This window comes from Aeromonas sp. QDB39 (assembly GCF_027707585.1).
GTDB classification, from domain to species: Bacteria; Pseudomonadota; Gammaproteobacteria; order Enterobacterales; family Aeromonadaceae; genus Aeromonas; species Aeromonas hydrophila.
In genome coordinates this window covers 1-26758 of sequence record NZ_JAPCIV010000043.1, presented here as the reverse complement: position 1 = coordinate 26758, position 26758 = coordinate 1, and the positions used below count along the sequence as shown (strand labels likewise).

Below are 26758 nucleotides of genomic sequence, written 5' to 3'. Positions count from 1 at the left end.
TCTGATAGCGGCTGCCATCATATGAAGGGAGAAATTCAGTCGGCAAAAAGCCGGATATGGGTCAACTCTGACTCAATCATGGGAAAACCATGAGTCAAAAATGACATATTTGAACTGTCCTATTGATATTCGATGAATAACAATAGCGGCATGCCGAGGCATAATGAGTCAGAACTGGCTCATCCTCGTGGAAATAAAAATAACGGCATGTGCCAAATATTAGATGTACTGCACATAATCCTGAATTAAAGCGCGAGTCGACCTATAGTCATGCACCTCTTTTTCCGCCGGCTGGCCCTGCTCACGGGCTGCGTTTTGTTGCCATTCAGCACCCTTCAGGCCGCCTCGCTGACGGTGCTTACCTCCTTTTCTGAGGCGCCGGTCAAGGCAGTGATCGAGGGCTTTGCCGAACAATATCCCGGGATCCGGATCGAGGTTATTTATCGGCGTACCATTCCCTCCCTGCGCTTATTAACGGAAACCGGTGCACCGAAAGTCGATATTATCATGTCGTCATCGCCGACTTTTTTTAACACGCTGGACAAAGCCGGTTTGCTGGCAGCTTTGCCAAATGAAACTATGCCGCCCAAATGGCTCGCTCCTCATACTCTCGGGCTGGGCAATAAAGTGGCCGTGGTCGGTTATTCCAGCAGCGGCATCATGTATAACCGCCATTATCTGGCCAAATATCAGCTGCCGCTGCCCACCACCTGGCAGCAACTGGCGTCCCCGCTCTTCATGGGGCACGTGATGATGAGCTCGCCCTCCCAGTCCGGCACCACCCACATGATGGTAGAGAGCGTGCTGCAGCAATATGGCTGGCAGCAGGGTTGGGCCCTGCTGATGCGGCTGGGCGGCAACCTGTCGGCCATCACGGCGCGCAGCTTCGGGGTGAGCGACGGCATCAGCCGGGGTCTGGCGGGGGCCGGCCTGGTGATCGACAGTTACGCCCTCAACAGCCAGGCCCGCTTCGATCACGTCGGCTTCAACATCATGCCCGACTCGGTGATCCTGCCGACCTACCTGGGGGTGGCACGTCACAGCACCCAGCCGGCCAGCGCGGCTCTGTTCATCCAGTACCTGCTCTCCGATCGCGGCCAAGCCATCATCGCTACCCCCGGCATGGCCAAGGCCACCTTGAGCCAACCCCGGCTGGCCCGGCAGACCCGCTACGTCACCGACAAGGCGCTGCTCTATCGGCGGGCCGGTCTGCTCAAGGCCCTGTTCGAGCAGACCATCACCCAGCAGCTACCCAGGCTGAAGATGACCTGGCAGGGGATCAACGGTCTGAATACCCATGGCGAGCCCTGGCGGGTCGCACTGCTGGAGCAGGCCGTCGCCAAGGCGAGCACGCCGCCGCTGAGCGAGCGGGAGGCGCAGGATCCGGCGTTGCTGGCGCTGTTTGACGGTCTCTATGACCGGGAGCAGGGCAATCCGCAGGCGGAGCGGGTGATGCATCAGTGGCGCCAGGCTACCGAGGCACGTCTGCACGAGGCGCAGCGTCTGGTCGAACAGGCAGCCAGACCATGAACCGGCTGGGGCGCATGCTGGCCATGCCGCGCAGCCTGGGACGGCGGCTCATCCTCGCCTTCGTGACCATCACGGCCCTGACCGGTGCCATGGGCATGGCCGCCTATGTGATGTGGGATCGGCTGGGCCGGCAGATCCACCTCATCGTGGAAGAGAGCCTGCCCGCCATCGACGGCGCCTACCAGCTGGAGCGGGCCAGCTCCCGCCTGTTGTTGTTGTTGGCCCAGTTGCGTGATACCCGGGACCCGGTGCAGTACCAGCGCCTCTCCAACGCGGTGTCCACCACCTTGCGGGACATCCAGCGCGCCTACCTGCTGGGCACCCCAGGGGATCAGACCCCCTCGCAGCGCCAGGCGTTCGAGGAGCTGGGCGCGCTGGTGGCGGATCACGGGCGTTACCTCAAGCAGCAGATCGAGCACGCCGAAACCCTGCAGCAGCTGCAGAAGCGCAGCAACTGGCTGCACCAGGATCTGGTGGACGATGCCGCCCCTCTGCTGCAGGAGGTGGAGTGGCACCTGACCAGCATGGTGGCCAGCCCGGACGACATGAGCGAATTTGGCAACGTCATCAAGGAGTTCTCCGCCCTGCAGGATCTCACCTTCAAGGAGAATGAACTGCAGTCGCTGGTGGGCGAGGTGATCGCCCAGCGCTATCAGCAGGATCTGGAGAGCGCCTTCCTGTTCATCGGCTACAAGATTGACGAGATAGACGCGCTGACCTCGCGGCTGGCGGAGTACCCCTCGACCGTGAGCTATCGTCAGATCCTGCAGGATATCATCACCCTGGTGAAGCCGGACGGCCCGCTGCACCGGCTGCTGCTGGCGGATGTGCTGACCCACCAGCAGCTGACGGCTCTGCGGCCGCGGCTGGACGACGCCGTATCGCGTTATCACCAACGGGTCAGCCTGATGGTGAGTGACGCCAACCGCTCCCTCAGTGCGCTGGGGGAGGACAGCAGCCAGCTGGTGGCGACCGGCAAGCTGGTGATCCTGGTGGTGCTGCTGCTCACCCTGCTGCTCAGCATCTTCGTGCTGGTGGTGTTGATCGGCCGCCGGCTGATCAAGCGGCTCGACCTGTTGGGACAGGAGCTGGACAGGGTGGCGGCAGGCCGGCTGGACGTGCCGGTCAGCACCTGCGGCCGGGACGAGATCGGCCGGCTGGGCGACAGCCTGCGCCACTTCAGCCTGCAGTTGCAGCAGATGGAGCGGGCCAATGCCCTCAACCTCATCAACAACACCCAGGCCTGCCTCATCACCTGCCATCCGGATGGCACCATAGAGTCGGTCAACCCGAGCGCGCTCACCTTGTTCCAGCAGACCGGCGTCGAGCTGGGCCAGCCGTTGTGGCAGGCCTTTCCGGCAGAGGCGGGGGCGGTACTGGCCGTTCAGTTCAGGGCGGGCCAGCCGCTGCACCGGTTCGGCCACAGCGAGTGCACCCTGGCCTGTAGGCTGGGTGAGACGCCCCGCTTTTTGCACCTCAACTTGCGCCGCTTCGAGCAGGGGCGCGGGTACAGGTTCATCATCACCATCACGGATGTCACCCGCCAGGAGCTGACGGCCAGGGAGCTCAGTCTGCGGGTGGCGGAGCGGACCCGCGAGCTGACCGAGAACAACCGGCTGCTGGCGGAGGAGGTGGTGCAGCGCCAGCAGGCGGAGCGCACCCTGCTGCAGACCCAGGATGAGCTGATCCAGGCGGCCAAGATGGCGGTGGTGGGGCAGGCGATGACCAGCCTGGCCCACGAGCTGAACCAGCCGCTGTCGGCGATGATGACCTACCTCTACACCAGCCGGACGGCGCTCGCCGCCGGTCAGCTGCAGGCGCTGGACCAGGATCTGGGCAAGCTCGACAAGCTGGGGCGGCGCATGAGCCGGATCATCAACGCCCTGCGCCACTTCGCCCGCAAGTCGCCGGCCGAGGAGGTGCGGGTCCGGCTCGCGCTGGGAGCGCTGGCTGAGCAGGCCATGCTGCTGCTGGAGACGCGGGCGAAGCGCGATGGCTGCATCCTCTGCAACGAATTGCCGGACGGACTCTGGCTCGATACCGACCCCGTGCTGCTGGAGCAGGTGCTGGTGAACTTGCTGGTGAACGGTCTGGATGCGGTGGCCGGGCTGGCGCGGCGCGAGATCCGGCTGCAGTTGCTGGAACGAAGCGAGGCCCGGCTGCGGCTGGCGGTGGTCGACAGCGGCGCCGGCTTCAGCGAGGCCATTCTGCCGAGGTTGTTCACCCCCTTCACCACCTCCAAGGAGGTTGGGCTGGGGTTGGGGCTGACCATCTGTCGCTCCCTGCTGGCCCGTTGTGGCGGCGAAATCATGTTGGGATCGGCGCTGACCGGCGGCGCCATGGTGATCATGGAATTTGCGTTGGCCGACCCTGCCGGGTCGGTCGCCCATCAGAACGAGGAGAACGCCATCGATGTTGTTGCCCGCTAACCGTCCTGCCAACGTGCTGCTGGTGGACGATGACGAGGACGTGCTGGAATCCTATTGCCACCTGCTGCGGCTCTCCGGCTACCACCCCAGGGCGACGACTTCGCCCCACGAGGCGCTGGCGCTGCTGGCGGATCAGTGGCCAGGGGTGCTGGTCTCTGACATCTACATGCCGGCCATGAACGGCATGGACCTGCTGGCCAGCGTGCAGGCGCTGGACGCCGAGATTCCGGTCATCATGATCACCGGTCACGGGGACATTCCGCTGGCGGTGCGGGCGGTCAAGCAGGGGGCGTTCGACTTTCTGGAGAAACCGCTCAATCCGCAGGATCTGTTGGGCCTGCTGGAGCGGGCCTGCCGACAGCGCAGCGCCGTGCTGGCGCGCCGCAGCGAGATCCAGGCGACGGTGGATGACGAGCTGATCGGCACCAGTCCACAGATAGTGACGCTTCGCAGCCAGCTCAACCAGCTGGCACAGACCGACAAGGACCTGCTGCTGGAAGGGCCTGCCGGCTCGGGTCGTCACACCCTGGCCAGGCTGCTGCACCGGATCAGCGTCCGCCGGGAGCAAGCCTTCCAGCTGCACGACTGTGTCTCGGCCCCCAGCCTGGCCGAGGTGCAAACCAGCCTGGTACAGGCGGGGCAGGGTACCCTGGTGCTGCAATCCCCGGCCCGCCTGAGTGCCGACTGCCAGCGCTGGCTCGGCAACCACCTGCTGGATCAGGAGCGCAAGGGGAGCAAGCCGTTGCGTACCATAGGGTTGTTTGACGAGTCGCCGGAGGCGCTGGTGGAGCGCCAGCAACTGATGCCGGAGCTCTACTATTTCCTCTCCCAGGTGCGGCTCAAGCTGCCCCGGCTGGTGGAGCGCAGCTGTGACATCATCCCCCTGTTCCGGGCCTTTCTGCGACAGGGCTGCAAGCGCATCGGCCGGCCGGTACCGGCGGTGGATCGCGCCTATCTGGAGACGCTCAAGCGGCATCAGTGGCCCGGCAACCTGCGCGAGCTGCGCAACGTGGCCGAGCTCTATGCGGTGGGCATCGTCAAGCTGGCCGGCGCGGAGCAGGTCATCCCCCTGGCCAGCGGCAAGGAGCCGCTGGACGACCTGGTGGAGGAGTTCGAGCGGCGGGTGATCGAGGATACCCTGTTCCTCTTTTCCGGCCGGGTGACCGATGCCGCCCAGTACCTCGGCATTCCGCGCAAGAAGCTCTATCTGCGTATGAAGAAACACCAGCTCGACAAGGATCGGTTCAAGCCGGCCACCTGAGCCCGGCTGCCGGTCGAGTCGTTCGGACGGTTATCCGCACAGGAGCACGCCATGAGATGCCCGCACTGCATGAGTGAAGGGGTAGCACGGATCGAGGATGAACGGGTGAAGCGAGCCTGTGCCCTGGGCCTGGGGGCTGCGGGCGGCTATGCCTGCGCCGCTACGCTCGCCAGGATAGGGGCCGCAACGGGCTCGGCGCTGGGTGGTGTCGGCACTGTCGTCGGTGCCCTGGCGGGAGCGTTGGGTGGTGCCGTGCTGGGTGGATTGATAGGGGGAGGGCTGGGCTGGTGGCTGGGGCGTACCCTGGATCGACGCCTGTCCCGCCAGTATTGCTGCGGGGTCTGCGGCCATCGCTTCAGCCGCTGAAGGGGGTCGTGCGCCATGAGCCGCAGAGCTGCTCATGGCGCCTTGTCTCAGGCGACGTTGACGCCCTGCAGGGCGAACAACTGCTCCAGATAGACGGCGACGCCATCCTCGTCAGAGCTCAGGGTCTGTTCGTGGTTGGCCAGCGCCAGCTTGAGCCGGTCGTGGGCATTGCCCATCACCACGCCGCGGCCGACCATGCTCAGCATCTCGAAGTCGTTCATGCCATCGCCAAAGGCCACCGCTTGGGACATCTCCAGCCCGTGCTGCTCCAGCACGGCGCGCACGGCATTGCCCTTGTGCACCCCGGCGTGCATCACCTCGAGGCAGTCCGGCAGGGAGAAGGTGACGTTGAGCCGATCACCATAACGCTGGTTCAGCTCTGCCTCGATCTGCAGCAGCTTCTCGTGTTCGCCGATATAAAACACCTTGTTGACCTTGTCCAGCGGGTGGCTGGCGAGATCGGTCAGGCGATAGCTGAAGCCGGATTCATGATGGAACTGCAGCAGCCAGGGCATCTCCTCTTCCACCAGCCACTCGTCGCCGTAGTAGAGGTTGATATGGATGGAGGGGTCGCGCTCCAGTGCGATCAGCTCGGCCGCCACGCTGTCCGGCAGGGCCTGGTTGAAGATCAGCTGATCCTGCTTGTCGTGCACCACGGCGCCATTGGAGGTGATGAGATAGATGTCGAGCCCGAGCGTGTCGCGGATGCTGCGCACATCCACATGGTGACGGCCGGTGGCCACCACGAACTTGATCCCCTGCTCCACCAGACGGTGCAGGGTATCGCGGGTGCGGGGGGAGATCTGGTGCTGCCCGTTGAGCAGGGTGCCATCGAGATCGGATACAACGACCTTATACATCATCACCTCGGGGTTACGAATGAAAGCGGGAGCAGTGTACAGCAACCGCTCCCGCGACCCCATTTATTTAGGGATACAAAAAATAACCAGCCGCTAGTAGCGTGCGAAGAAGGCCAGAGTCGCGTTGAGCGCGGCCTGGCGCTGGGGATCGGCCTCCATGAACAGCTCGTGCCAGGCCCCTTCTATGCGCAGCGGCTTGCCTCCCTCGCAGCGAGCGAGCGCACAGAAGGCGTCCTGCGCGGCGTTGTCCACCACGCCGTCGTCACCGGCCTGCAGCACCAGCAGCGGCGTCTTGATGGCGCCGGCCTCGGCCACGGCGGCGTCCGCCCCCGTCAGTCCCTGATAGATCCAGTGGGCGGTGGCGCCTCCCAGCTTGATCTGCGGGCGCTGCTCGTAGAGCTCGCGGAAGGCCTGATAGCGGGCTTCGCTGTGGCTCAGACCGTTGTCGGCAAAGTCGTGGCTCTCGTACGGGCCCTGGCCCGGGCCATAGGGAGGCTCGCCCAGCCAGCCGCCGACCGTGCCGATGGTGGCCGCCAGCCCCTTGGCCAGCCACTTGGGCAGGCCGCCGAGATTGATGCCCATCATGGGGGAGGAGAGCACGGCCGCCTCGATATCATCGGGCCAGCGTTCCAGATAGCGGGCGGAGATGGCGCCGCCCATGGAGTGGGCCAGCAGGAACAGCTTGGCGGGCTGGTCCTGGGCGATCACCTCGTCATGAAACTGCTTGAGATCGAGTACATAATCGTCGAACTGGTCGACATATCCCTTCTCCTGGTCGGTCAACAGCCGATCGGACAAACCCTGGCCGCGGTGGTCGATGAGGTAGAGGCTGTAGCCCTGACGCCACAGATCCCAGGCCAGCTCCTGATACTTGAGGTAGCTTTCGACCCGACCGTTGACGATGAGGATGGCGCGATCGACCTTGGCCTGGCGCAGGGCTGCATAGCGGATGGTGACCCCGTCCTTGCCCTTGAAGGCGCTCTCGACGGCGTGCTGACGCCAGAAGTCGGGCAGGGTCTGCTGATGAAGGGTGGCGACGTCGGCTTCCGGCGTCAGCTGATAGGGATTGTTCACGGCGAGGGCTCCGGCAGAAAACAGGGTCAGGGCCAGCAAGGGCAGGTGGTTAAGCTTCATCAGCGTACTCTTCCGAAGGATCATCCGATTGCTGGGCGGCCCAGCCCTTGCGGGTCAGCTGCATCTGCTGCCACCACTGCTCGTCCGCCAGGATTTCACCGGCCGGGCCGAGCTGGGGATAGGGCATCTCTTTCTCTTTGCAGAGCTGGGCATAGATGGGATAGCCCCCCTCGAACAGTATGATGTTCTGCTCCTCCAGGTCGAGCGGGCAGCCGCGCTGGTAGCAGCCGGCCAGTTCGCGCTGGCGTTGGGCCTCATAGAGGATGGCAGCGGCGGCCACCGAGACGTTGAGGGACTGCACCATGCCCACCATGGGGATGACGATATGGTGATCGGCCAGGGCCAGCGCCTCTTCGCCGATGCCGTGCTTCTCCTGACCCACCAGGATGGCGGTGGGTTTGGTGTAGTCGATGGCGCGAAAATCCACCGAGCTGTCGGAGAGGTGGGTCGCCAGGATCTGCATGCCGGAGGCTTTCAGCTCGGCCACTGCACTGCCGATGTCCGGGTGCAGCTTCACGTCCACCCAGTTCTGGCTGCCGCGGGCCGTGCCCTTGCGCTTGTGGATCCAGGTCTTGGGCCAGACTGCATGTACCCGGTGGATGCCGATGGCATCGGCGGTACGCACGATGGCGGCCAGATTGTGAGGTTTATGCACCTCTTCCATACAGACGGTCAAATCGAGCTGACGCTGGGCCAGCATGTCGGTGATGCGCTTGAAGCGTTCAGGAGTCATATCGGTTTCTATGTCGTGAGGTGTGTGCACGCATCGCTTGCATGCACAGGATCAAATCGGGCTGGCACCGGGCCAGCCTGTCGTAAATTCGTTCGACGCGTTTCGCGGTCATACCGGCTCTGCCGGCGCCGGGTTTGTCCACTCGCCAAGTTGAACGGGTGTGCCTGCGGCGGTGGGCCAAGCTTGTCTCTTGAAAAGCAGCAGGCGGCTTGCGCCGCCTGTGGTCAGTTTTTCTGTCGGCTCACCTTGAGCACGTTCGGCATCACCCGGATCTTGCGCATGATGTTGGCAAGGTGGATCCGGCTCTTGGTGGTGATGAGCAGGGTGACCAGATAGACCCGGCCATCCTTCTCTTCGGTGCTGATGGCGTGAATGTTGGCGCCAGTGGCGGCAATCACGTTGGCCAGCTCCGCCAGGGCACCCTGGTGGTTGACGATCTCGATGCTGATGCCGGTGCGGAACTCCTGTTCCTGCTCCTTGTCCACTTCCCACTGCACCGGCAGGTACTTGTCCGGTTCCTTGCTGTAGCCCTTGATGTTGCGGCAGGCTTCCTGGTGGATCACCAGCCCCTTGCCCGGGCTGATGTGGGCGATGATGGCGTCCCCCGGGATGGGGCGGCAGCAGTTGGCGAAGGTGACCAGCATGCCGTCTGCCCCCTTGATCGGCATCTTCTTGCTGCTGGACTTGGGCTGCTCTTCCGGCGGCAGCTCATCCCCCAGCATGCGGCGCGCCACCATCACGCTCATGGCGTTGCCAAGGCCCACGTCGGCCAGCAGGCCCTGCAGGTTCTCATGCTTGGTATCGGCCAGCACCTGCTTGATGCGCGGCTCCGGGATGTCTTCGATGTTCTTGGCGCCCAGCGCATGGTTGAGCAGGCGGCGACCCAGCACCACCGACTCTTCGGTACGCAGGTTCTTGAGGAACTGGCGGATCTTGGAGCGGGCCTTGGTGGTCACCACGAAGTTGAGCCAGGCCGCGTTGGGGCGAGCCCCCGGCGCCGTGATGATCTCCACCGTCTGGCCCGAATGCAGCGGGCTGCTCAGCGGATAGGGGTGGCGATCGACCCGCGAACCGACGCAGGCGTGGCCGATGTCGGTGTGCACCGTGTAGGCGAAGTCCACCGGGGTGGCCCCGGCGGGCAGTTCCATTATGCGCCCTTCCGGCGTGAACACGTAGATCTCGTCGGGGAAGAGGTCGGTCTTGACCCCCTCGATGAATTCAAAGGAGCTGCCGGCACTCTGCTGCAGCTCGAGCAGGCTCTGCATCCAGCGCTGGGCGCGGATCTGGGCGGTAGTACCCGAGCTGTCACCATCCTGCTTGTAGGCCCAGTGGGCGGCGACGCCCTTGTCGGCCATCTGATCCATGAACTCGGTGCGGATCTGCACCTCCACCGGCACCCCGTGCGGCCCCACCAGGGAGGTGTGCAGCGACTGGTAGCCGTTGGTCTTGGGGATGGCGATGTAATCCTTGAAGCGGCCGGGGCGGGGCTTGTAGAGACTGTGCATCTGGCCCAGCACCCGGTAACAGGTATCTATGTCCTTCACCCTCACACGAAAGGCGTAGATATCCATTACCTCATGAAATTGCAGCTCTTTTTTCTCCATCTTGTTGTAGATGGAGAACAGGTTCTTTTCGCGGCCGCTGACCTGGGATTCGATGCCAGCCTCCCGCAGCCGGCCCTCAATCTCGCTCTGGATGGAGTCGATGATTTCACGGCGATTGCCGCGGGCGCGGCGCACCGATTCGCGCAACACGCGCGAGCGCATGGGGTAGAGCGCCTCGAAGCCCAGCTCTTCCAGCTCGTTCTTCATGGTGTGAATACCGAGGCGGTTGGCGATGGGGGCGAAGATTTCGAGGGTTTCCCGGGCGATGCGGCGGCGCTTGTCTGGCCGCAGGGAGCCCAGGGTGCGCATGTTGTGGGTGCGGTCGGCCAGCTTGATCAGGATGACCCGGATATCCTGGGTCATGGCCATCACCATCTTGCGGAAGTTCTCGGCTTGGGCCTCCTTGCGATCGCGAAACTTCAGCTTGTCGAGCTTGGAGACGCCTGCTACCAGCTCGGCGACGGCATCGCCAAACAGTTCGGCCAGATCGGCCTTGGTGACAGGGGTATCTTCGATGACGTCGTGCAGCACGGCAGCCATCAGGGTTTCATGATCGAGGCGCATGTCGCCAAGAATGCGGGCAACGGCAACCGGGTGGGTGATATAGGGCTCGCCGCTGGAACGCATCTGTCCCTGGTGAGCATCACGGGCCACCACATAGGCTTGCCTGAGCTTCTCCACCTGCTCGGGTGGCAGGTAGGAACTGGCTATTTCTTTAAGATTTTCAAATAAATACAAGACAGTCCCCGCAGCGGTGAAACGGCAATCCGTGGATATAGAGGGTATAGTCCTGAGTTTGCGAGGTTTTCGAGCGGTTGTAAATGGGGGAGAACAGTCGGCACCCGGGCGGGCGCCGACTATAAGAAATAACTGACTTAACCGCGGCCTTCGGCGATGGCAGCAACGGCAGCCAGCTCGGCGGCTTCCTGCTCCTGCTGCTCGTAACGGTCCTGGGTGTCCATCACCTGGTTGTTCACCAGACCCAGTTCGATCTCGCGCAGGGCGATCACGGTCGGCTTGTCGTTCTCTTCGTCAACCAGGGGATCTTTGCCTTGAACCGCGATTTGGCGGGCGCGGCGGGCGGCGACCAGCACCAGGTCAAAACGGTTACCTACCTGTTTTACAGCATCTTCTACAGTAACGCGTGCCATGCAGGACTCCAGTGTTTGGGCTTTCTCGGTTTAAAAAAGCGGTGTTTAAAAATGACGCAAAAGTTTACTTGTTTTTGGCCTATTCTGCCAGTAGCTGTTGCAGCAAGTTTTGTTGGGCCTGCTGCTGCTGGCGCAATTCCAGCCGTTGGCACTCGATGACAGCCCTCAGCTGGAACAGTGCCTGCTCAAAGTCTTCGTTGATGATGACATAGTCATACTCGTCATAGTGCACCATTTCGGCAATGGCTTTCTCCATCCGGCCCTTGATCACCTCGGCACTGTCCTGGCCGCGGCCGATCAGGCGACGCTCCAGCTCTTCGCGGCTGGGTGGCAGGATGAAGATGGACTTGGTCGGCATCTGTTCGCGGATCTGGCGGGCGCCCTGCCAGTCGATGTCGAGGAACACGTCGATCCCCTGCGCCAGGCAGGCTTCGATGGCGGCGCGGGAGGTGCCGTAGTAGTTGCCGAACACCTCGGCCCACTCCAGAAAGTCGCCGCGCTCGATCAGCGCCTTGAACTCTTCCACCTTGACGAAGTGGTAGTGCACCCCGTGCTCTTCACCGGGACGGGTGGCGCGGGTGGTGTGGGAAACCGACAGCTGCATCTTGCCTGCGCTGTTGTGCTGGGTCAGCAAGGCGTTGAGCAGGCTGGATTTACCCGCTCCGCTCGGGGAGGAGATGATATAGAGAGTGCCTTGTTGCGCCATGTCTGTACCTTTAAGCGAGACCGTGTTTTGGTTGTAGCAGAGGCCGCCGTCTTGTGCCCGAAAGGGAGACAGCCAAATCCAAAACGCGGAAAATTCTTGAATTAAGAGGGATGTAAAGGCGGCGAATTTTAACAGAAGGTGGCGGATAAAAAAACGGCCGGAATCATATTCCAGCCGATCAAAGTATTCGTAGCTTGCTGCGGGAGCGTCACCCACATCAGCCGCCATTCTGCCTGCCACCGTGCGGGCGGGCCAGCAGATTATCCCTGCTTCACTGCTCGGAAATTCCGAGTTGCTGTCCGGCGGGCAACTGGCGATCGGCGCAGAGCCGGTCGAAGGCGGCGATGACCCGTTCGCGGGTGAGCTTGCTCATGGCGTCCGGATCCTTGAGACGGGTGCGCCAGCCGAGCTCGGCCAGCGGTTTGCCGGTCTCCTGCTCGACCAGCTCCTGATAGACGCTGACCGCGTAGTCACGGCACAGATAGGGGCCGGTACGCTCCGGGTTGTGGTGGGCATAGAGGCCGAGCACCGGCGTATCCACCAGGGTCGCCATGTGGGTGGGGCCGGTGTCGGGGGCCAGCACCAGACTGGCCTCCTTGATCAGCGCCAGCAACTGCTTGAGGTTGGTCTGCCCCACCAGATCCACCGGCTTGCTGTGGCTCAGCCGTTGAATGTCGGCGGCCAGATCCCGCTCCAGTTTGGCCGGCCCGCCGCACAGATAGACCTGAAAACCTCTGTCAGCGGCATGATCCGCCAGCGCGGCATAACCGGCGGCAGTCCAGTTCTTGAATGCCTTGCTGGCGGCGGCGCAGATGAGCAGGGTCGGCTTGCCGTCGACCTTCTCTTTCGCCCAGGCCTGGTGCTCGGCGCTGATGGGCAGTTGCCAGTCCGGGGTCAGATCCTTTATTCCGAGCTCTTTGGCGAAGGCGAGAAAGCCGTCCAGCACGTGGGGCGAGGCGGGGGATGGCACCTTGTGGTTGGTGAACAGCCACTGGCCGTCGCTGGCCCGCTCCCGATCAAACCCGAGCTTGACCTTGGCCTTGATGCCGAGGGTGGCGATGCTGGCCCGCATGGCCGCCTGCAGGTGCAGCAGGGCATCGAATTGGCGTCCCCTGAGGGTCTGCCAGAGCTCGCGATAGCCGCGCCAGCCCTTGCTCTTGTCGAAGGCGATGACTTCGACCCCGGGCAGATCGGCAAAAAGCGTCGCTTCAATCTTGCCGGTGATCCAGGTGATGCGGGTCGTCGGCCAGGCCCGCTGGATGACGCGCACCAGCGCCAGCGCGTGGCAGCAGTCGCCGATGGCGGAGAGCCGCAGGATGCAGATGGAGGAGGGCGGCGTTTGGAACAGCGGCATGATGTGGCGCAATGGTGGCAAAATGGATGGATGGCATTATGCAAACTCCCCCGTGGATTGTAAAATTGCGCACGACCGGCAGCCGGTGCCCCTGACAAGGCCCGTGTTGCTGTTGCCTGCCCTTGCCTTGTGTAGCCATGACTGACCGACCGGAATCGCCAAAAATGCAAATTCAGACCGAACACAACCAGATCTGCTGGTACGCCGAAGGGGCGTTTCGCGACCCTTCTCCCGAGCTGTTTGATCCGGCCTGGTGGCAGACACATCGCCAGGTGGTGGGGTCTTCCATCGGCCGCGGAGTGACCTGGTTCGTCAAGGATGAATCCCGCCACCTGGTGCTGCGTCACTACTATCGCGGTGGCATGGTGGGCAAGGTGGTGCGGGATCGCTTCTGGTTCGAAGGGGTCGAATCGAGCCGGGCCATGGCCGAATACACGCTGCTGGCCAAGTTGAGTGCTCAGGGATTGCCGGTGCCGCGTCCGTTTGCCGCCCGGATGGCCAAGCAGGGCCCCTTCTATCGGGCTGACATCCTGATCGAGCGCATCCGTGGCGCCAAGGATCTGGTCGCCCTGCTCAAGCAGGGGCCGATCGCCGGCGAGGTGTGGCACAAGGTGGGCCAGACGGTGCGCCGGTTGCACGACGCCGGGGTCTATCACGCCGATCTCAACAGCCACAACCTGCTGCTCGACAAGGAGGGCAAGGTGTGGGTGATCGACTTCGACAAGGGCGCCATCCGTTCTCCCGGCAACTGGCAGCAGGCCAACCTGGAACGGTTGCTGCGCTCCTTCAACAAGGAGTCCCAACTGCATACCAGTTTTCACTTCGTACCGGAGAACTGGCAGGCCCTGATGAACGGCTATCAAGGAAAAGCGAGCTGACCCTGTTGCTCGGCACGAGAGCCAATGTTACTTATTGAGAAGGTCTTCAGATTCGGTGTCGAGGCGCTCGATGGACATGCTCAAGGCTCCCCTCAGGGAGGCAATTACCCGGTTTGATCTGGCGCTGATGGCGGATGCCATCGCCTTGCTGGAGGCAGGGCTCTGGAGCTGGAGCCCGCAGCAGGGCGTGCAGCGGGATCTCTCCTGTTTGCGGCTGTTGGGATTGAACGAAGCCGGTCTGGACGATCTCGGCTGGCTGGAGCGGGTGCACCCCGACGACGTGGGGAGCCTGCAGGAGGCGCTGACCGCCTGCCAGAGCGGGCGGGTGGCCCAGATCCGGCTCGAATACCGCATCCTGCATCACGATGGCCACTATGTCCGGCTGGAAGAGCGGGCCAGGCGCGATGTTCACGGCCAGGTGCTGGGGGTGGTGCGTCTGCTCGACTCACAGGCACTGCTGGTGGAAGAGCGACACGGCACCGATCCCCTCACCGGGCTGGAGAGCCGCAGCCACTTCGAGCTGTTGCTCGATGAGCGGCTAGCCAGCGAGAGCGGCAGCTTCAGCCTGCTGCAATTCAGCGTCGACCACAGGGCCAAGATCCAGCAGCTGTTCGGCGAGGTGGCCTGCGATGCCATGCTGGCCAAGCTGGCCCGCATCGTGCGTCACGAGCTGCGACGGGAAGACCCCTTCGCCCGCTGGGACGAAGACGGCTTCATCCTGATGCTCTCCCAGACCGATCGGCTGAGCGGCCTCGAGATTGCCGAACGGCTGCGGCTCGAGATCGCCGATGCCAGCCTGCTGCCGCAGCGACCGGTGACCGTCAGCATCGGCCTGGTGCAGAGCCAGGCTGGCGAGCAGATCGATCACCTGCTGGCCCGGCTGGCTACCTGCCACGGTCAGGCCAGACGGGAGCACAACACCGTCGTTGGCTGATTTTTAGTCAGCGCTCACTTACCCCATGGCGCTGGCACACCCAGAGGGAGGCCAGCATCAGCAGGCCGCCCAGGGTGAGCCTGAGCAGGTCGGTATCCTTGCCCCACAGCAGCAGATTGACCAGCAGACCCGCCGGGATCAGGGCGTTGTTCATGATGGCCAGCACACCGCTGCTGACCTGGGTCGCCCCCTTGTTCCACAAGAAGTAACCAAGCCCGGAAGCGCCTATCCCCAGCCACAACAGAATGCCCCACTGCAGGGTACTGGTGGGGTATTGCGGCGTGCCCAGCAGCCACCAGGCGGGCAGGGCCACGACCAGGGCGCCCAGATAGAAGCAACCGAACACGGCGAGCTGTGGGGGCTGTTCCTTCTCCCGTGCCAACAATACCTTGTAGCCGACCTGGCCGATGGCGAAGCAAATGTTGGCACCCTGCACCACCAGGAAGCCCAGCACGTAGCTCTCGGTCAGCCCGTCGAAGCGGATGACGGCCGCCCCCAGCACCGCCAGCAAGGCTCCCCACAGATAGGTGGGCTTGAAGCGCCGCTCCAGCAGGTCATGGATCAGGGTGACGTAGATGGGGGTGAAGATGGTGAACACCAGCACTTCCGGCACCGTCAGCAGCAGGAAGGAGTGGTAATAGAACAGATACATGATGCCGAGCTGGGTAGCGCCGAGGGCCATCAGCTTGGCCACCAGGTCGGGGCGCAACCAGCGCCGTCTGAGAAAGGGCAGAAACACCAGGCTGGCGAGCACGATGCGGGTCAGTACCGAGAAGTAGGCATCCACCTGACCGGCGAGGTAGACCCCGATCAGGCTGAAGGAGAATGACCAGAGCAGGGTAACCCCTATCAAGTAGTTCATGTGGTTGATTTGTCGTCAGTTGTCAATTTTGAAGGGGGCTATGATGGCCGAGATGGAAGTCTTGATCCAGCGTTTATGGCGCCAGTTGCCACAGATCGGAGCATTTGCCTTTACCGCGAGCAACGGGGAAGGCTCCGCCACCGACTGGTGTGGCAGTGGCGAGGGGGAAGTGACGGTGACCGATCATCAGGGTGGCTGGCTGTTTGCCGAGCAGGGTCGCTACACCACGCCCCATGGCCGGGTGCTGACCATGCACAACCGCTTCTGGTGGGAGCGTGGCGAGCGGGGGATCCGGCTCTCACATCTGCGCTACGAGCAGCCGGTGGTGCTGTTCGAGCTGCTGCCTCAGGCGGATGGTCGCTGGCTCACCGCCGAGCCCCACCTGTGCGGCCAGGATCACTACAGCGCCGAGCTGACGTCGACCGGGGACGGCTTTCTGCTCGGCTGGCAGATCACCGGCCCGCGCAAGAACGAGCGGCTGAGTTATCGCTATCGGGTGTGACTGGCGGCAGGACGGGGCAAGGTAGGCATAAAAAAACCGGCGCAGAGCGCCGGTAGAAGGGACAAATCGGAGGTTTTTTTGAAAAACGGTCCCAAAAACAGGAGAGATACACTCTCGTCACACATTCAGAGATGGATGTCAGGCACTCAGCGCATAGCTCAGCATGGCTTGCAGCTTGCTGTCGAAGAACCAGGGCAGCAGCACCATCAGCAGTCCGAGCAGACCCATCAGCCGCTGGCGATACTGCCAGCCGGCGATCACCACCAGGCCGCCGCAGAGCGTGGTCAGGATGCCTGACATAGGGCAGCCTCCCGCTGGACGCGGCGCTGCTGAGCCCACTGGTTGAGGGCGACCGAGCCCAGGATCAGGGCCAGTGCCACGCCGGTGGTGGACTGGATCTGTTCGCCGAGGAACAGGGCACCCAGCATGACGCCAAACAGCGGCACCAGGTAGTTGCTGAAGGAGGCGAAGGTCGGGCCCGCCTTCTGGATCAGCGCCATGTAGAGGAAGTAGACCAGACCGGTACAGAACACCCCGAGCACCGCGACGGCGCCGATGGCATGCTGGCTCGGCATGGTGAGCGCGCTCAGATCGGTGACGAACGGCGCGGCCAGCAGCAGCTGGATGGCCGAAGAGATCAGGATATTGCGTGCCACGACCACCGGGTGGTCCTTGGCGAAGCGCTTGATCATCAGCAGGCCGATGGCGAAGCAGCTGGCACCGAACAGGATGGCCATGGCGCCGAGCAGGCCGGCATTCATGCCGCTGGCCAGTTTCGGCCAGAACAGCACCAGCACGCCGACGAAGCCGATGACCACGGAGACGAGACCGCCCTTGGTGATTTTTTCACCGGAAACCAACAAGGGTGCCATCAGGATGGTGACAAACGGGATACAACCCATTACCACGGCGGCGATGGCGCTATCCACATACTGTTGACCCCAGGCCACCATGATGAAGGGCAGGGTGGCATCGAGCAGGGCGATCAGCATATAGGTACGCCACGGGGTGTGCTCGCTCTTGAGACGCATGAACAGGCAGAGCAGACCCAGGGTCAGGCTGCCACACAAGGCGCGACCCGCTGCCACCATGATGGGGGGCAATTCGGTCACGGCCTGATGCATGAAAATGAACTGGGAGCCCCACAACAGGCCAATCGCCAGCAACAACAGATAGCTACGCATTTTAATCTCCGATGTAATTCGCCTGCGCATTCTATGCAATCTGCTACTATGCCAAAAATGAATTGTCGTCATCCGACCATGGCCAATATCGATGGAACTGCCCCTTTCCCGCCTAGACCTCAACCTGCTCACTGTGTTCGACATGCTGATGCAGGAGCGCAACGTCACCCGTGCCGCCGAGCGGCTGCACCTCTCCCAGTCCACCGTCAGTCATGCGCTGGGGCGGCTGCGAACGGCGCTGGACGACCCCCTGTTCGTGATGAGCCGGCGCGAGATGATGCCGACCGAGCGCGCCAAGGCGCTGGCCGGCCCGGTGCGCCAGGCGCTGGCCATGCTGGAGCAGGGGTTGCGGCAGGCCAAGGGGTTCGACCCCGCCAGTGCGCGGCGGATCTTTCGCATCGCCACTCCGGGTTCGGTGGAACATGGGCTGGTGCCGGCGCTGGTGGAGCGGCTGCACCGGCATGCCCCGCACTGCCGGCTGGAGGTGTGCGAGCTGGCCGACAGCGACTACGAGCGGGAGCTGGAGAAGGGGGAGCTGGATCTGGTGATCGGCTTCGCCGATGCCAATCACCTCTCGCCCCGGCTGTGGCGTGAGCCCTGGTTCAACAACCCGCTGGTCTGTTTGTCGCCCCTTGGCAGCGAGCTGCCGGACGTGCTGGGGCCGGACGATCTGGTCAGCCGGCCCCACATCCACACCTCCAGCTGGGGCCACAGCCAGGCCATGGTGGATCTCTGGCTGGCCCGCTTCGGGGTGGAGCGTGAATTGGGTGTCCGATTACCGAGCTTTATGGCGGTGCCGCCGCTGATGGCGACCGGCCGCTATCTGGTGGTGGTGCCCGAGATGATCGGGCGCCACTTCTGCCGCTACTACCCGCTGCGACTGCACCAGCTGGACCCCGACATCCCCATCGTCTATCTGATGGCGGGCCACCCGCTCACCGCCCACGACGAGGCGATCGGCTGGTTCAAGGGGTTGTTGCACCGGCTGGCGTTCGAGCGCTACGGCGCGGATGCGCTCGGCAGCCCGGCGCAGCGCGGGGCGGATCAGTTCAGTCCGGCGAAGTAGTCGAGCCCCATCGCCCCCTTCACCTCGGCCAGCACCTCGTCGGTCAGGGCGCGCGCCTGCTCGGTGCCCTGCTGCAACAGGCGCAGCAACTGGCGCTTGTCGGCGATGGCCGCCTCGCGCCGTTCCCGCATCGGGGCGAGCAGGGTCTGCAGGCAGTCGTTCAGCACCTGCTTGCAGCGCATGTCTCCCAGCCCGCCGCGCTGGTAGTGGGCCTTCATCTCGGCCACCAGTGCCTTGTCGGGGTGGAAGGCATCCAGATAGGCGAACACCGTATTGCCCTCCACCTGACCCGGATCGCTCACCTTGAGGTGGTTGGGGTCGGTATACATGGCGAACACCGCCTGCTTGATCTCCTCCGCCGACATGCCGAGCTCTATGGTGTTGCCGAGGGACTTGGACATCTTGGCCTTGCCGTCGATGCCGGGCAGGCGACCGGTGTCGCTCAGAATGGGCTGGCACTCGGTCAGCACCTCTTTGCACACCAGGGTGTTGAAGCGGCGCACTATCTCGTTGGTCTGCTCCAGCATCGGCAGCTGATCCTCACCCACCGGCACATGGGTGGCACGAAAGGCGGTGATGTCGGCGGCCTGGCTGACCGGATAGATCAGGAAGCCGGCGGGCAGGCTGCGCTCGAACCCTTTCTGCTGGATCTCCGCCTTGACGGTGGGGTTGCGCTCCAGCCGGGCGACGCTGACCAGGTTGAGGTAATAGGTCGTCAGCTCGGCGAGGGCGGGCAGGGCGCTCTGCAGGCAGAAGGTGGTCTTGGTCGGGTCGAGGCCGGCGGCCAGGTAGTCGGCCATCACCTCCAGCACGTGGTCGGTCACCTTGGCCGGGTTGTGGCCGTTGTCGGTCAGCGCCTGCAGATCGGCGATCATCACGAACTGGCGGTAATGGTGCTGGGCGGCCACGCGCTGGCGCAGCGAGCCGACGTAGTGGCCGATGTGCAGTTTGCCGGTGGGACGGTCGCCGGTCAGGATAACGGGGTTGTGCATGTCACTCTCTCCAGTTGGGTGAGCCGGGAGGCGACAAAGGGATGAAAACAATGACCACCTCTCGGCGGTCACGGTGTTTTCTTTGGGAAATATTACATAGAAAAGCAGTGCCGCCTGTTTAAGAGCAGCACCACCAGTAGTTGTGATTGAATGAGGTCATATTCATGGCAAATCAAACTACGCCTGTTTGATCACTTCTGCAAGGGGACGACCAGCAGATCGCAGGGCACGGTATTCATCAGCTGGCGCGCGCTCGAAGTGAGCAGGCTCCAGAAGCTCTGGCGGTGGCCGCACACCAGCAGATCGATCTGGTAATCCCTGACCGCCTGGTTGACCCGCTCGCTCAAATCACCGCAGATCACCAGCTTCTTCTCGATGGGGTAGTCCACCGAGGCCAGGAAGGCTTCCAGCTTCTCTTTCGCTTCGGCGATCACCTGATCCTGCACGTTGTCGATGTCGATATCGATCATCTCGGTGTAGAGATCCTTGAGGTCCACATCGACATGGATCACCGACAGCTTGGCGCCGTTGGAGCGGGCCCGGTCGACCGCCTTCTCGATCACCTTGCGGTTGTCTTCCGACAGGTCGATCGCGGCCAGTATGTGTTTGTAATAGGTTCCATTCATGGGAGTTCTCCTCACTGATCCTGAGTCCACTATACCAATGTCTGCTGAAACTAAAATGGTGTCCCCGGCACAGTTTTGGGATTTAAATGAGTTTCTTATGGAGCTTGTCGCCAACGACAGCCAATAAACTGGCTATAAATCGAACAGGAGTTTGAAGCAGGTCACACCCGCCGGCTTGCCTGCGACCGGTGACAGGCATAGGATGTGCCCGTGCTTCGCAATGAACACAAAACAACAAAAAGCATCTGAATACCGCTTTGGGGAGCCTCGCGCTCCCTTTTGTTTTTCTGCCGCCTTCTCGCCGATATTCCGCCCGACATCAAGGTAATCCCGTCTCGCTTGGTTATGCTGTAGCCAGTTCCTTTGGCAGACCGTCGCCGGCCATTGAACACCGGATCCCGGTTGGATGCGGGTCGGTCTGCACTGTCATTTTGCGTATCGTATTGATTCCTTGGAGACTCCTTGATGATCATTCACCCACAGATCCAGGGCTGCGTCGCCCGCAACTGTCATCCCATCGGCTGCCGTGCCGCCGTGCTGCAGCAGATCGAGCGGATCCGGGCGGCGGGCCCGTTCAACGGGCCGAAACGGGTGCTGGTGCTGGGCGCCTCGTCCGGCTTCGGGCTGGCGTCGCGCATCGCCCTGACCTTCGGGGCCGGTGCCGACACCGTCGGCGTATCGTTCGAGCGGGGCCCCTCCGACAAGGGGCCGGGCAGCGCCGGCTGGTACAACAACATCTGGTTTCGCAAGGAGGCGGAGCAGGCCGGCCGTATCGCCATCAATCTGCTCGGGGATGCCTTTTCTACCGGGATGCGCCAGCAGGCCATCGACACCATCCGCCAGCAGCTGGGGCAGGTGGATCTGGTGATCTACTCGCTGGCGAGCGGCATCCGGGTGTTGCCTGACGGCACGCAAGTGCGCTCCGTGCTCAAGACCACCGGCCAGCCATTCAGCGGCTGGGGACTGGATCTGGAACAGGACACCCTGGTGCAGCAGGCGCTGGATCCGGCCACCCCGGAGGAGATCCGCGACACCGTCAGCGTGATGGGCGGCGAGGACTGGCAGCTCTGGCTACAGGCGTTGCAGCAGGCGGATTGCCTCGCACCCGGCGCGCAAACCGTGGCCTACTCCTATATCGGCCCAGAATCGACCTACCCCCTCTATCGGGACGGCACCATCGGTTATGCCAAGGAGCATCTGCACGCCACCGCCGAGACCATCAACCTGCAGCTGGCGGAGCTTGGCGGCCACGCCTGGGTATCGGTCTGCAAGGCGCTGGTGACCAAGGCGAGCGCCTATATTCCGGTGCTGCCGGTCTATCTGGGACTGCTGATGGGGGTGATGAAGGAGCGTGGCGTGCACGAGGGCTGCATCGAGCAGATGCAGCGGCTGTTCGCCACCAAGATGTACGGCCCGCAAGGGGTGGTGGCCGACGGCAACCGGCTGATCCGGATGGATGACCACGAACTGGACCCCGCCATTCAGGCCGCCGTCTCGGCGCTCTGGTCCAAGGTTACGCCGGACAACTTCCATGGGCTGGGGGATTTTGCCGGGTTGCGCCAGGACTTCATGCAGCTCAATGGCTTCGAGCTGCCGGGTGTCGACTACGGCGCACCGGTGGATCTGGCCTCGCTGACCGAGTTGCTGCCCTGAGCTAGGGGGCTGAAGGTCAGGCCACGCTGCTGGCCAGGGCCTCCGGCTGCTCCGGGTTGCTCGGCTCTGCGGCCAGGATGGTCTGGTTGCGGCCCTGGCGCTTGGCCTGATACATGGCCATGTCGGCCCGGTGGATGAGCTGGCCCAGCCCGTCGTCGGCGGCCGAGCGGCCGGCTACCCCGATGCTAATGGTCATGCGGGGTTTGTCGATCTGGCCGATGCGCTGGCGTAGCTGCTCTGCCAGATACCAGCAATCCGCCGCCGGCAGCGGCACCGCTACCAGAAACTCCTCGCCGCCCCAGCGCCCGACCAGCTGCAGGTCGGGTGCCCAGGATCTCAGCTCCCGCGCCAGCCGCTGAATGGCCCTGTCTCCCGCCTGATGGCCGTGACGGTCGTTGATCTGCTTGAAGTGATCGATGTCGATGATCAGCAGGGTGAGCGGGCCCTCTTGCTGCCACTGGGTAGCCAGCCGTTCCAGCAGGGCGCGGCGATTGGGCAGCTCGGTCAGCTGATCGAAGGTGGCCAGCTTGTAGAGGTGGCGCGAGCTGCGGTGCAGCCGGTGGGTGGTGACGCCCAGCAGCAGCAGGGCGCTGGCCAGCAGGCCGACCAGCGCCAGCTGGTAGTGGCGGGCGCTCTGCTGATGCAGCAGTTGCTGGCGCTTGTTTTCGTTCTCCTGTTGCAGTACCCGGTTGCTGGCCTCGCTGCGGGCCAGATCCATCTCGGCCTGGAAGGCGGCGGCATGCTGGCTCAGGGTCTGGTTGAAGTGCTGCTTGTAGTCGTTCACGTATTCATTGAGTGCCTGGTAGGCCTCGGGGTAGCGCCCCTGATCCGCCAGCAGGCTGGCCTGCAAGGCCTTGCTGCCGGCACCGGCGGGCCCCTGGCTGGTCAGCAGTTGCAGCGCCAGCTGTTTCTCGCCGCTGCCCTGCAGTGCCCTGGCCCGGGTCTCCAGCAGACGCACCCCGGCTTCCGGGTAGCCCAGTTGCTGATAGAGCGCCTGCGCCTCGTCCAAGGCGCGCAGGGCGCCGGCCCAGTCGCGCTCGGCATTGAGCGCCATGGCCTGATAGCCGAGGATGATGGCACGGTAGTCCGGCGCCAGCGCCGGGTTGGCCAGCAGATTGTCCAGCAGCCGTCTGGCCTGGGCGGGGCGATCGGTATCGATATAGAGCCGCGCCATGTTGGCCCGGATGATGGTCTGGCTGTTGGGTTCGTCCAGCTGCACCATGCGCTGCAGCGCCTCCAGGTAATAGCTTTCGGCCTCCCGTGCCAGATTGAGGTCGGCATAGAGGTTGCCGAGGGTCATCAGCAGGCGGGCGCACTGTAGGCTGGCGATGGTGGAGTCTGGTATCGTCTGCTTGAGGCGAAAGGCGGTCTTGAGCTCGGCGATCGCTGCACTGAGCTGCTGGGTGCGATAGAGTGCGAGCCCGTTCAGGGCGTGCCACTCGGAGGTCTGCTGCGGATGACCGGCGACGGCGGGTTTGAGCTGCTCCAGCAGGGTGAGCGCCTGATCCGGCGCTTCGGTATCCAGGGTGAGGGCGATCTGCTGCAAGCGGAAGTCGAGCAGGCGCAGGGTCTCCTGCTGGGCACTGGCCAGCCCGCGGGCACGGGCGTTGTCGAGCAGGGCTTGCGGATAGCGCCCCAGCGAGGCCTGGGCCAGGGCTCTGGCGTAAAACTGCTCCATGTCCTGCTGCGGGTTGGCGTCGAGGCGTTGCAGATAGCCAACGGGATCGCGCGCCGCCTGCAGTTCAGCCTCTTTCAGCAAGGAGGGAGTGGCCTGCAGCTGGGTCATCCAGAGCAGCGCCAGTGCCATTATGAATCTCATTGAATCCTTTCCCCGACCACTGGCGCCATCATAATGGCTGAATCCACCTACACCATGTTTCTTTGCTTCTCTATAACCGTATGGGGGATAGGATGAGGCGAAAAGCTGTCACAACTGAGAGCTTGGGCAGCGGTATCTGGTTGCTTCATAACGAAACTGTGGCGACAATCGTGACCAAATCACAGTGGAGAATCATCATGTTGGCCAAAGCCATGATCGAGAAGTTGAACGAGCAGATTAATCTTGAATTCTATTCCTCCAACCTCTACCTGCAGATGAGCGCCTGGTGCGAGGACAAGGGCTTCGAGGGGGCGGCCAACTTCCTGCGCCAGCACGCCGTCGAGGAGCGTCAGCACATGGAGCGCCTGTTCACCTACGTGAGCGAGACCGGTGCCATGCCGCTGCTGGGTGCCATCGATGCCCCTCCCCACGAGTTCAAGTCGCTGGGTGACATCTTCCGTACCACCCTCGAGCACGAATACCACATCACCAAGTGCATCAACGGCCTGGCCCACGTGGCGTTCACCACCCAGGACTACTCCACCTTCAACTTCCTGCAGTGGTACGTGGCCGAGCAGCATGAAGAGGAGAAGCTGTTCAAGAGTATCGTCGACCGCCTGTCGCTGGTGGGTGAAGACGGCAAGGGCCTCTACTTCATCGACAAGGAGCTGGCCGAGCTGGCCAAGGGCGCCCCTGCCAGCATCATGGATGGCAACGCCTGATAGTCGTGGACACTTAGTGTTCAGCCAGTACAATGACGGCCCCTCTCAACAGGGGCCGTTTGCTATTGCGGCAGCCATGAAACCGCGGTGCTGGTTTTTGCCGGATACAATGACGGTCTTCGTATAAAGGGGCCGTTTTTCTTTTGATGAGTGAGTGATGATGAAGCAGTTTGATGTGGTGGTGATCGGCGCCGGGGCGGCCGGATTGATGTGTGCGGCCCAGGCCGGTTATCGGGGCCGCTCCGTGCTGGTGCTCGACAACGCCAAGAAGCCGGGCCGCAAGATCCTCATCAGCGGCGGCGGCCGCTGCAACTTCACCAACCATCAGGCCGGCCCCCACGCCTTCCTCTCGGCCAACCCCCACTTCTGCAAGTCGGCGCTGGCGCGCTACACCCAGCAGGATTTCATCGATCTGGTGGACCGGCACGGCCTGAGCTATCACGAGAAGACCCTGGGCCAGCTGTTCTGTGACGAGAGCGCCAAGGAGATCGTCGACATCCTGCTGACCGAGTGTGACTGGGCCGGCGTGGCCCTGCAGTTCCAGACCGAGATCCTCGCCGTCAGCAAGAGTGACGAGGGTTTCGTGCTGACCACCAGTCAGGGGGAGATCAGCTGCCACTCGCTGGTGGTGGCCACCGGCGGCCTCTCCATGCCGAAACTCGGCGCCACCCCCTACGGCTTCAAGCTGGCGGAGCAGTTCGGCCTCAAGGTGTTGCCGACCCGCGCCGGGCTGGTGCCCTTTACCCTGCATCAGGCCGAGAAAGAGGCCTTCGCCGATCTGGCCGGGGTCAGCCTGCCGGTGGCGGTGACCGCCGAGGATGGCACCTGTTTCAAGGAGGCCATGCTGTTCACCCATCGCGGCCTCTCCGGCCCGGCCATCCTGCAGATCTCTTCGTTTTGGCTGGCGGGGGAGAAGATCCACATCAACCTGCTGCCGGAGCTCGACATCGCCGCCACCCTCAGGGAGTGGGCCCAGGCCCATCCGGCGCAGGAGCTGAAAACCGTGCTGGGACGCGAGCTGCCCAAGCGCTTCGTCGACAAGCTGGTGGAGCTGGGCCAGCTGGTCAGCAAGCCGATGCGCCAGTACAACGAGCGGGAGCTGGAGGCGGTGGCCACCCTGCTGGGGGATTGGCAGATCCTGCCCAACGGCACCGAGGGTTATCGCACCGCCGAAGTGACCCTGGGGGGGGTGGATACCAACGAGCTCTCCTCCAAGACCATGGAGGCGCGCAAGGTGGCCGGTCTCTACTTTATCGGCGAAGTGGTGGACGTGACCGGCTGGCTCGGTGGCTACAACTTCCAGTGGGCCTGGTCTTCCGGTTGGGTAGCCGGCCAGTACTGCTGATGGAAGATGCTTCTATATCGTCGATGAGCGCGATTGCGGCCTTTGGGGGGCAACTTCCAGTGGGGCTGTAGCCCCGGCGGCTGGGGGGGGGGCTGGCCAGTACTGCTGACCAACCCTCGTTCTCATCCACTTCCAGACGCGGCCGCTCAGGCCGCGTTTTTTATGGGTTTCATCCCTCGCGCGGTGGCTCGCTATCCCTTTCTAAGGGTTGGCAAGAACGCGGTCAGCAAGCCGATGAGCGGCAGGTAGGCGCAGACCCTGTACACGGTTTCGATGCTGGTGGCATCGGCCAGCTGGCCCAGCAGGGCCGCCCCTATGCCTCCCATGCCGAAGGCGAAGCCAAAGAACAGGCCTGAGATGGTGCCGACCTTGCCGGGGACCAGCTCCTGGGCGTAGACCAGGATGGCGGAGAAGGCCGAGGCCAGGATCAGGCCGATGATGACCGAGAGCACCGAGGTCCAGAACAGGTCGACATGGGGCAGCAGCAGGGTGAAGGGGGCGACGCCGAGGATGGAGATCCAGATCACCCGTTTGCGGCCGATGCGGTCGCCAATTGGCCCGCCGAGCACGGTACCCGCCGCGACGGCAAACAGGAAGGCGAACAGATAGAGCTGGGCGCTGTCCAGCGACAGGCTGAACTTGTCCATCAGGTAGAAGGTGTAATAGCTGCTCAGGCTGGCCATGTAGAAGAATTTGGAGAACATCAGCAGGCCGAGGATGGCCAGCGACCAGCCGATCTGGCGACGGCTCAGGCCGTGGCCGAGGTGCGCCTTCATCCGTTTATGGAAGTTGGCGGCGTGGTGGCTGGACCAGCGTCCGACTAGGCTGAGCACGATGACGCCGACCAGGGCGAACAGCGAGAACCAGGCCGCGCTACCCTGGCCCTGCGGCACTATGATCAGCGCGGCGAGCAGCGGGCCTATGGCCGAGCCCAGGTTGCCGCCGATCTGGAACAGCGACTGGGCCAGCCCCTGTCTCTTGATCAGATCTTGATCCCCTGCGCCATCAGATCCTTGGCGGCAAGAAAACCCTCCATTTTACTTTGCA

At 63.2% G+C, this 26758-nt stretch carries 24 protein-coding genes and 1 pseudogene; 11 read left to right on the top strand and 14 right to left on the bottom strand.

All coding sequences use genetic code 11. From position 1 onward, the window contains the following. The first annotated feature begins 270 nt into the window (after positions 1-270). The 4 genes from PG899_RS20370 to PG899_RS20355 are packed head-to-tail and all read left to right on the top strand — an operon-like array spanning position 271 to position 5586. Positions 271-1530, top strand: a complete 1260-nt coding sequence (locus PG899_RS20370) for an ABC transporter substrate-binding protein (protein ID WP_179101475.1) — start codon at positions 271-273, stop codon at positions 1528-1530. Then, a complete protein-coding gene (locus PG899_RS20365; RefSeq protein WP_077097164.1) occupies positions 1527-3959 on the top strand; it encodes an ATP-binding protein in 2433 nt (810 codons plus the stop codon). The genes PG899_RS20370 and PG899_RS20365 overlap by 4 nt, the downstream gene beginning before the upstream one ends. Continuing rightward, entirely contained in the window at positions 3943-5220 is a 1278-nt protein-coding gene (locus PG899_RS20360) for a sigma-54-dependent transcriptional regulator (RefSeq protein ID WP_077097165.1), read from the top strand. The genes PG899_RS20365 and PG899_RS20360 overlap by 17 nt, the downstream gene beginning before the upstream one ends. Positions 5221-5271: 51 nt before the next feature. After that, positions 5272-5586 (top strand): hypothetical protein, encoded by a 315-nt coding sequence (locus tag PG899_RS20355; RefSeq protein ID WP_190283822.1) that lies wholly within the window; start codon positions 5272-5274, stop codon positions 5584-5586. Positions 5587-5633: 47 nt separating this feature from the next. Here PG899_RS20355 and PG899_RS20350 read toward each other — a convergent pair whose 3' ends face one another. The 7 genes from PG899_RS20350 to PG899_RS20320 all read right to left on the bottom strand — a co-directional run bounded on the left by PG899_RS20350 (position 5634) and on the right by PG899_RS20320 (position 13128). Continuing rightward, complete coding sequence (locus PG899_RS20350; protein ID WP_077097699.1) at positions 5634-6446, bottom strand: Cof-type HAD-IIB family hydrolase; 813 nt, start codon at positions 6444-6446, stop codon at positions 5634-5636. A gap of 93 nt (positions 6447-6539) precedes the next feature. Further along, the gene (locus PG899_RS20345) at positions 6540-7580 is read right to left on the bottom strand and encodes an alpha/beta fold hydrolase (RefSeq protein WP_077097701.1); all 1041 of its coding nucleotides are present in this window, start codon (positions 7578-7580) and stop codon (positions 6540-6542) included. Then, a complete protein-coding gene (gene trmH, locus PG899_RS20340; RefSeq protein WP_190283823.1) occupies positions 7570-8313 on the bottom strand; it encodes a tRNA (guanosine(18)-2'-O)-methyltransferase TrmH in 744 nt (247 codons plus the stop codon). The genes PG899_RS20345 and trmH overlap by 11 nt, the downstream gene beginning before the upstream one ends. Before the next feature lie 224 nt (positions 8314-8537). Continuing rightward, entirely contained in the window at positions 8538-10655 is a 2118-nt protein-coding gene (spoT, locus tag PG899_RS20335) for a bifunctional GTP diphosphokinase/guanosine-3',5'-bis pyrophosphate 3'-pyrophosphohydrolase (RefSeq protein WP_011704079.1), read from the bottom strand. 137 nt (positions 10656-10792) lie between these two features. Beyond that, positions 10793-11068, bottom strand: coding sequence for a DNA-directed RNA polymerase subunit omega (gene rpoZ / locus PG899_RS20330; RefSeq protein ID WP_005307060.1), 276 nt, complete (start codon positions 11066-11068; stop codon positions 10793-10795). A 79-nt stretch (positions 11069-11147) separates the two neighbouring features. Continuing rightward, positions 11148-11774 (bottom strand): guanylate kinase, encoded by a 627-nt coding sequence (gene gmk, locus PG899_RS20325; protein ID WP_016348898.1) that lies wholly within the window; start codon positions 11772-11774, stop codon positions 11148-11150. Between the two features lie 271 nt (positions 11775-12045). Beyond that, entirely contained in the window at positions 12046-13128 is a 1083-nt protein-coding gene (locus PG899_RS20320; RefSeq protein ID WP_077097715.1) for a glycosyltransferase family 9 protein, read from the bottom strand. Between the two features lie 164 nt (positions 13129-13292). On the opposite strand from PG899_RS20320, the gene PG899_RS20315 reads away from it, so the two are divergent. Beyond that, the gene (locus PG899_RS20315) at positions 13293-14006 is read left to right on the top strand and encodes a 3-deoxy-D-manno-octulosonic acid kinase (protein WP_011704082.1); all 714 of its coding nucleotides are present in this window, start codon (positions 13293-13295) and stop codon (positions 14004-14006) included. A gap of 70 nt (positions 14007-14076) precedes the next feature. Next, positions 14077-14940 (top strand): GGDEF domain-containing protein, encoded by an 864-nt coding sequence (locus tag PG899_RS20310; RefSeq protein WP_024945897.1) that lies wholly within the window; start codon positions 14077-14079, stop codon positions 14938-14940. Between the two features lie 7 nt (positions 14941-14947). On the opposite strand, the gene PG899_RS20305 is transcribed toward PG899_RS20310, so the two are convergent. Next, positions 14948-15802, bottom strand: coding sequence for a carboxylate/amino acid/amine transporter (locus PG899_RS20305; RefSeq protein ID WP_073352238.1), 855 nt, complete (start codon positions 15800-15802; stop codon positions 14948-14950). Positions 15803-15845: 43 nt separating this feature from the next. Here PG899_RS20305 and PG899_RS20300 point away from each other — a divergent pair, with 43 nt between their 5' ends. Then, positions 15846-16304: a DUF6314 family protein gene (locus PG899_RS20300; protein WP_077097705.1), complete on the top strand. Its 459-nt coding sequence runs from the start codon at positions 15846-15848 to the stop codon at positions 16302-16304. 138 nt (positions 16305-16442) lie between these two features. Here PG899_RS20300 and PG899_RS20295 read toward each other — a convergent pair whose 3' ends face one another. Both PG899_RS20295 and PG899_RS20290 read right to left on the bottom strand, forming a co-directional pair. Next, on the bottom strand, positions 16443-16604 hold the full coding sequence (locus tag PG899_RS20295) for a hypothetical protein (protein ID WP_016348904.1): 162 nt from the start codon (positions 16602-16604) through the stop codon (positions 16443-16445). Continuing rightward, entirely contained in the window at positions 16589-17488 is a 900-nt protein-coding gene (locus PG899_RS20290; protein WP_016348905.1) for a DMT family transporter, read from the bottom strand. Before PG899_RS20290 ends, PG899_RS20295 begins: the two co-directional genes overlap by 16 nt. Before the next feature lie 91 nt (positions 17489-17579). Here PG899_RS20290 and PG899_RS20285 point away from each other — a divergent pair, with 91 nt between their 5' ends. Then, positions 17580-18554, top strand: a complete 975-nt coding sequence (locus PG899_RS20285) for a LysR family transcriptional regulator (RefSeq protein WP_042064403.1) — start codon at positions 17580-17582, stop codon at positions 18552-18554. Here the strand turns inward: PG899_RS20285 and trpS are convergent. Further along, on the bottom strand, positions 18533-19546 hold the full coding sequence (gene trpS / locus PG899_RS20280; RefSeq protein WP_270697603.1) for a tryptophan--tRNA ligase: 1014 nt from the start codon (positions 19544-19546) through the stop codon (positions 18533-18535). The two genes, PG899_RS20285 and trpS, sit on opposite strands and share 22 nt — an antisense overlap. Positions 19547-19737: 191 nt before the next feature. Then, entirely contained in the window at positions 19738-20172 is a 435-nt protein-coding gene (locus tag PG899_RS20275; RefSeq protein ID WP_010635648.1) for a universal stress protein, read from the bottom strand. Positions 20173-20637: 465 nt separating this feature from the next. On the opposite strand from PG899_RS20275, the gene fabV reads away from it, so the two are divergent. Beyond that, on the top strand, positions 20638-21825 hold the full coding sequence (gene fabV, locus PG899_RS20270; RefSeq protein ID WP_077097709.1) for an enoyl-ACP reductase FabV: 1188 nt from the start codon (positions 20638-20640) through the stop codon (positions 21823-21825). Between the two features lie 16 nt (positions 21826-21841). Here the strand turns inward: fabV and PG899_RS20265 are convergent, their stop codons facing one another. After that, positions 21842-23632 (bottom strand): GGDEF domain-containing protein, encoded by a 1791-nt coding sequence (locus PG899_RS20265; RefSeq protein ID WP_077097711.1) that lies wholly within the window; start codon positions 23630-23632, stop codon positions 21842-21844. Positions 23633-23841: 209 nt separating this feature from the next. Here PG899_RS20265 and ftnA point away from each other — a divergent pair, with 209 nt between their 5' ends. After that, positions 23842-24366 carry a non-heme ferritin gene (ftnA, locus tag PG899_RS20260; protein ID WP_016348910.1) on the top strand — a complete coding sequence of 175 codons (525 nt, stop codon included), beginning with the start codon at positions 23842-23844 and terminating at the stop codon, positions 24364-24366. Between the two features lie 160 nt (positions 24367-24526). Continuing rightward, on the top strand, positions 24527-25711 hold the full coding sequence (locus tag PG899_RS20255; protein ID WP_179101508.1) for an NAD(P)/FAD-dependent oxidoreductase: 1185 nt from the start codon (positions 24527-24529) through the stop codon (positions 25709-25711). Between the two features lie 191 nt (positions 25712-25902). Here the strand turns inward: PG899_RS20255 and PG899_RS20250 are convergent. Beyond that, positions 25903-26682, bottom strand: a pseudogene (locus PG899_RS20250) (MFS transporter); the annotation flags it as partial. Positions 26683-26758 lie beyond the last annotated feature (76 nt).

Bases quoted from the DNA above. Each gene is read 5' to 3' on its own strand.
- PG899_RS20370 (WP_179101475.1), top strand. From the start codon at position 271: ATGCACCTCTTTTTCCGCCGGCTGGCCCTGCTCACGGGCTGCGTTTTG.
- PG899_RS20365 (WP_077097164.1), top strand. From the start codon at position 1,527: ATGAACCGGCTGGGGCGCATGCTGGCCATGCCGCGCAGCCTGGGACGG.
- PG899_RS20360 (WP_077097165.1), top strand. From the start codon at position 3,943: ATGTTGTTGCCCGCTAACCGTCCTGCCAACGTGCTGCTGGTGGACGAT.
- PG899_RS20355 (WP_190283822.1), top strand. From the start codon at position 5,272: ATGAGATGCCCGCACTGCATGAGTGAAGGGGTAGCACGGATCGAGGAT.
- PG899_RS20350 (WP_077097699.1), bottom strand. From the start codon at position 6,446: ATGTATAAGGTCGTTGTATCCGATCTCGATGGCACCCTGCTCAACGGG.
- PG899_RS20345 (WP_077097701.1), bottom strand. From the start codon at position 7,580: ATGAAGCTTAACCACCTGCCCTTGCTGGCCCTGACCCTGTTTTCTGCC.
- trmH (WP_190283823.1), bottom strand. From the start codon at position 8,313: ATGACTCCTGAACGCTTCAAGCGCATCACCGACATGCTGGCCCAGCGT.
- rpoZ (WP_005307060.1), bottom strand. From the start codon at position 11,068: ATGGCACGCGTTACTGTAGAAGATGCTGTAAAACAGGTAGGTAACCGT.
- gmk (WP_016348898.1), bottom strand. From the start codon at position 11,774: ATGGCGCAACAAGGCACTCTCTATATCATCTCCTCCCCGAGCGGAGCG.
- PG899_RS20320 (WP_077097715.1), bottom strand. From the start codon at position 13,128: ATGCCGCTGTTCCAAACGCCGCCCTCCTCCATCTGCATCCTGCGGCTC.
- PG899_RS20315 (WP_011704082.1), top strand. From the start codon at position 13,293: ATGCAAATTCAGACCGAACACAACCAGATCTGCTGGTACGCCGAAGGG.
- PG899_RS20310 (WP_024945897.1), top strand. From the start codon at position 14,077: ATGGACATGCTCAAGGCTCCCCTCAGGGAGGCAATTACCCGGTTTGAT.
- PG899_RS20305 (WP_073352238.1), bottom strand. From the start codon at position 15,802: ATGAACTACTTGATAGGGGTTACCCTGCTCTGGTCATTCTCCTTCAGC.
- PG899_RS20300 (WP_077097705.1), top strand. From the start codon at position 15,846: ATGGCCGAGATGGAAGTCTTGATCCAGCGTTTATGGCGCCAGTTGCCA.
- PG899_RS20295 (WP_016348904.1), bottom strand. From the start codon at position 16,604: ATGTCAGGCATCCTGACCACGCTCTGCGGCGGCCTGGTGGTGATCGCC.
- PG899_RS20290 (WP_016348905.1), bottom strand. From the start codon at position 17,488: ATGCGTAGCTATCTGTTGTTGCTGGCGATTGGCCTGTTGTGGGGCTCC.
- PG899_RS20285 (WP_042064403.1), top strand. From the start codon at position 17,580: ATGGAACTGCCCCTTTCCCGCCTAGACCTCAACCTGCTCACTGTGTTC.
- trpS (WP_270697603.1), bottom strand. From the start codon at position 19,546: ATGCACAACCCCGTTATCCTGACCGGCGACCGTCCCACCGGCAAACTG.
- PG899_RS20275 (WP_010635648.1), bottom strand. From the start codon at position 20,172: ATGAATGGAACCTATTACAAACACATACTGGCCGCGATCGACCTGTCG.
- fabV (WP_077097709.1), top strand. From the start codon at position 20,638: ATGATCATTCACCCACAGATCCAGGGCTGCGTCGCCCGCAACTGTCAT.
- PG899_RS20265 (WP_077097711.1), bottom strand. From the start codon at position 23,632: ATGGCACTGGCGCTGCTCTGGATGACCCAGCTGCAGGCCACTCCCTCC.
- ftnA (WP_016348910.1), top strand. From the start codon at position 23,842: ATGTTGGCCAAAGCCATGATCGAGAAGTTGAACGAGCAGATTAATCTT.
- PG899_RS20255 (WP_179101508.1), top strand. From the start codon at position 24,527: ATGAAGCAGTTTGATGTGGTGGTGATCGGCGCCGGGGCGGCCGGATTG.